Source organism: Neisseria sicca VK64 (assembly GCF_000260655.1).
Lineage (GTDB): Bacteria > Pseudomonadota > Gammaproteobacteria > Burkholderiales > Neisseriaceae > Neisseria > Neisseria sicca_B.
Genome location: NZ_AJMT01000146.1, coordinates 1 through 3,698, shown reverse-complemented (window position 1 = coordinate 3,698; position 3,698 = coordinate 1). Strand labels below are relative to the sequence as shown.

Below are 3,698 nucleotides of genomic sequence, written 5' to 3'. Positions count from 1 at the left end.
TTTTTCAGACGACGTTTTACGCTTTACCACATCAAGATTGAAGGCTCCGGCGTCACCTGATAACCCTCCTTGCGCAACTTCTCAATCAAGCCTTGCTCAGACATTAGGTGCATGATGCCTACGGCAAACACCGTTTTCTTTTTAGCAGATATCTCTTTGATTTTCGGCAGCCAACTTTGATTGCGCTTAATCAGCAAATCGCTGCGTACCCAAGATAAAGCGGGAATAGTATCGGGATACTTTTGAGCAAATTCCTTTTCGAATTCAGTTTGCACCAAAGGTAAATCCTCGAACTTTCCTTTCTCATAGGCATTGAAAAGACGTTTGGTTTCCCGTTCGGCATACTCTTCATTCGTTCTCAATGTCAACATTTTAATCATCAACTTTTCCGGCTGACTGGCAAAAATTTGAGAAAAATCCATCACATCCTCTAAAGCAAGGCGTGTTTTACCGGACTCTTGTGCCGCTTTCGACAGCAAAATATCCACACCTGTCTGGTTGCTGTATTCAGGCGGATAAATACTTAAAGCAAACAGCAACACCGCCCAAGGATGCATGTGGTCGATGTACGGTGCCATCTGAGCCAACTCCGGACTTTTCATAAAGTCCTGTTGCAACAGTTCAAAATTCTTATCGCCCAACTTGGATTTCAAAGAATCTTGACTATAAATTTTTTGCATAAACTCTTGATATTTCGCCATCTCTTCATCATTGAGCTGGGGCAGCATATCGGCCTCGGTAACCAACTGTTCGACAGATGCCAGCAGATTCTTTGCATCTTTAGACAAGGTGGCATTGGGCTTACCGATATGGATGGTACCGACCAAATAAGAATCCGGCTGCCCCGATTTGCTGATTTTCCAAACATTACTGGTTAATTTAGGGGTATCCCAATTCAATTCAGGACGAATAACAACAGAAGCCGCTTTTTCTTGCTTTGCTGCCGGTTTCTCCGAAACCTCCTGTTTACATGCAGACAACGGCACAATCGCCAAACAAACAGCCAACAGAGACAATAATTTATTCATCTTTTCCTCTTCATCATCATGAAATGTGGCAACAGTATAGTGTATAGGGGGTTAACTTTAAAATAGACTGATATGTTAAATAAAATACCCGATTTTATTACCAGATCTTAAAACTATTTTGCTCCTTAACTATCGAACTGCCCTAATAAACAAAATGGCTTCTTTGCACATCCCGAGCGATACCGGCTATTGAGCCGACAATAAGGAAAAGGTCGTCTGAAACCGCCCGACTGATGATACAATTTCGCCTGAATATCCACTTCGGAACACGGTCATGAGTCTCTACGCCATCGCCCACATCATCCACCTCTATTGCGCCATCGCCTTTGTCGGCGGCGTATTTTTCGAAATGCTGGTTTTGTCCGTCATGCACACCGGCCGCGTCTCACGCGAATCGCGCCGCGAAGTCGAACGCGCCATGTCCTACCGCGCCGTCCGCGTTATGCCGCCCGTCGTCATTACGCTTTTCATCAGCGGCATCGTCATGGTATTCAACCGCTACCTGCCCTTTTTGAGTCAACCCTTCGCCACCTCATTCGGTACGTTCCTCACCCTCAAAATCCTGTTGGCAGTCAGCGTCCTCGTCCATTTCGCCATCGCCGTCGTCAAAATGGCACGGCGCACCCTGACCGTCGGCTGGTCCAAATACATCCACGCCGTCGTGTTTTCTCATATGCTGTTCATCGTATTTTTTGCCAAAGCCATGTTCTATCTGTCTTGGTAAGCTGTTTTCAGACGACCTATTTACCATCAGAGGTCGTCTGAAAAACAAAGAACGAACACAAAATAACACGCTGACAAATAGCGGCATTTAAAAGCAAAAAATCCGCATAACCCACAAAACCAATATGACCAAGTCAGCCGCGCTATCCCCTCTTTCTCATCAGCTGAGGCAGATTATTCAAAATTAAAAGGTAACGAGGTTCATATATAGTGGATTAAATTTAAATCAGGACAAGGCGATGAAGCCGCAGACAGTACAGATAGTACGGAACCGATTCACTTGGTGCTTCAGCACCTTAGAGAATCGTTCTCTTTGAGCTAAGGCGAGGCAACGCCGTACTGGTTTAAAGTTAATCCAATATAAAACCGATTTACTTCTTGCTTCCTAAGCGTGAGGAAATTTTTCTCTTTAATCAAGGATACGAAAAAATGTTGTATCGCTAAAATCAATTCATAATAAAAGGTCGTCTGAAAAAGATTCAGACGACCTTTTATATGGAAAACAGCAAATCGACTCTGCTATTTTGTTGGGCTTGCCTGCCTTTTATTCATATGCGTCATCATCATGCACGATGACCTTATTGACATAAACGGGCTGCACTGACGTTTCTTCATTCACAACAGGAGGCTCTGTCTGTGACGCAGATGTTTCGGTAGTCATTGGCGTTGCCGGCAGCGTGTTGTGTGCAGAATGCGTTTCTTCGCGTTGGATATCTACTTGCGGCGCCAAAGGCTCATGCTCTACCGATGGAGTCTCTTGCTTACCGGTTTCAGGCTTCAATTCGGATACGGTAGCGGCTTCTACCGGCTGACTTTCTGCCGGCAAAACCACAGGAGCCACAGACTCCGATACGGACGTATGCTCCTCTACATCAACTGTTTTTGTCGAAACTTCTTCCGCTACCGGAGCTTGCGTAGTTGGCGTAGTTTCTGTTGTTACCCTTGTTTCTACTGTTGCAGGCGCCTCCGTTTGGGCTGGCGTTTCTTCGGTTGCAGAAATTTCCGTCTTGGTTGGCAGCGTTTCTACCTTTTCAAGTGATTCAAATCGGATTGGTGCTTCTACTGTTTCATGCGTTTCTGCTTTAACTGGCACTTCTACCACTTCAGACATTTCTGATTTGGTTGGTGCTTCTACCGTTTCAGATGCTTCTGCTTTAGCCGACGTATCAATTTCCTTGTTTTCTACGGTTTTTTTCTCGGTTGGCGCAGTTGTATTTGATCCTTCCTGTGTCGCCGAGCCAGCAGTTGTGCGATCAGATTTCTCGGTATCTGTCTGTTTGACATCCTCCGTTTTCACACTTTCTTTAACGAGGTCGTCTGAATTTGAATTACCTTCAGACTTTTTACCGTCTTCCGATTGGTTAGTCTGTGTAACTTCAGGATAAGGAATCGGCTCTTCTGACTTGCCTGCCGTTTCTTCCGGTTTGTCCTGTTCTGCCTTAGCTTGTTGGGATTCCGTAGCTTTTAATTTCGCATTGTCTTGTTTAGACTCAGGCTTGCCTCCTGTCGAACCTGATTTCTGCTGATTAAGCGGATACTCTCGAATAACGACTTCGGCAGGCGGAGTTTCGGTATGCGGCACATGACAGCTCTCGCCCATTTTGATGAAATCAATGCCTGAAATCAAAAAATTGGTGTTTTCCAGATTGCCTCTTAATCCGACATAGATTGGTGTGTTTTCAGGCGTATTTTTTCTGACGCTGATGATTTCCGCTGCAGCTTCATAGCCGTTTCCGCTACCGGGAAGCAAAGTGTAATTGTTTTTCAAATCACAACTTCGAATCCGGACATAATTGTTTTGAGTGACCAACATGCCTTCCAGCTCTTTGGCAAAGGCGGTTTGAGCGGTTGCTGAAAGCAACACGCCGCAAGTAAGGAAAATGTGTTTAACCATATTTTATTTCTTAATTTTCAAAGTAATCTATTCACACCAAAGAAAGCTTATGT

The 3,698-nt window shown here is 44.8% G+C and carries 3 protein-coding genes and 1 pseudogene; 2 read left to right on the top strand and 2 right to left on the bottom strand.

Annotation, left to right across the window (positions count from 1 at the left end; all coding sequences use genetic code 11):
• Positions 1 to 23: 23 nt before the first annotated feature.
• Positions 24 to 1,028, bottom strand: coding sequence for a TraB/GumN family protein (locus HMPREF1051_RS08870; protein WP_003767362.1), 1,005 nt, complete (start codon positions 1,026 to 1,028; stop codon positions 24 to 26).
• Between the two features lie 274 nt (positions 1,029 to 1,302).
• Here HMPREF1051_RS08870 and HMPREF1051_RS08865 point away from each other — a divergent pair, with 274 nt between their 5' ends.
• Together HMPREF1051_RS08865 and HMPREF1051_RS15585 are read left to right on the top strand one after the other, a co-directional pair.
• The gene (locus HMPREF1051_RS08865; protein WP_003767364.1) at positions 1,303 to 1,752 is read left to right on the top strand and encodes a CopD family copper resistance protein; all 450 of its coding nucleotides are present in this window, start codon (positions 1,303 to 1,305) and stop codon (positions 1,750 to 1,752) included.
• A gap of 205 nt (positions 1,753 to 1,957) precedes the next feature.
• Positions 1,958 to 2,020: pseudogene (locus tag HMPREF1051_RS15585) on the top strand (transposase); the annotation flags it as partial.
• Between the two features lie 275 nt (positions 2,021 to 2,295).
• Here the strand turns inward: HMPREF1051_RS15585 and HMPREF1051_RS08860 are convergent.
• Entirely contained in the window at positions 2,296 to 3,645 is a 1,350-nt protein-coding gene (locus HMPREF1051_RS08860; protein WP_003767360.1) for a hypothetical protein, read from the bottom strand.
• Positions 3,646 to 3,698 lie beyond the last annotated feature (53 nt).

Excerpts from the sequence above, each read along its gene's own strand:
- HMPREF1051_RS08865 (WP_003767364.1), top strand. The coding sequence starts at position 1,303 with ATGAGTCTCTACGCCATCGCCCACATCATCCACCTCTATTGCGCCATC.
- HMPREF1051_RS08870 (WP_003767362.1), bottom strand. The coding sequence starts at position 1,028 with ATGAATAAATTATTGTCTCTGTTGGCTGTTTGTTTGGCGATTGTGCCG.
- HMPREF1051_RS08860 (WP_003767360.1), bottom strand. The coding sequence starts at position 3,645 with ATGGTTAAACACATTTTCCTTACTTGCGGCGTGTTGCTTTCAGCAACC.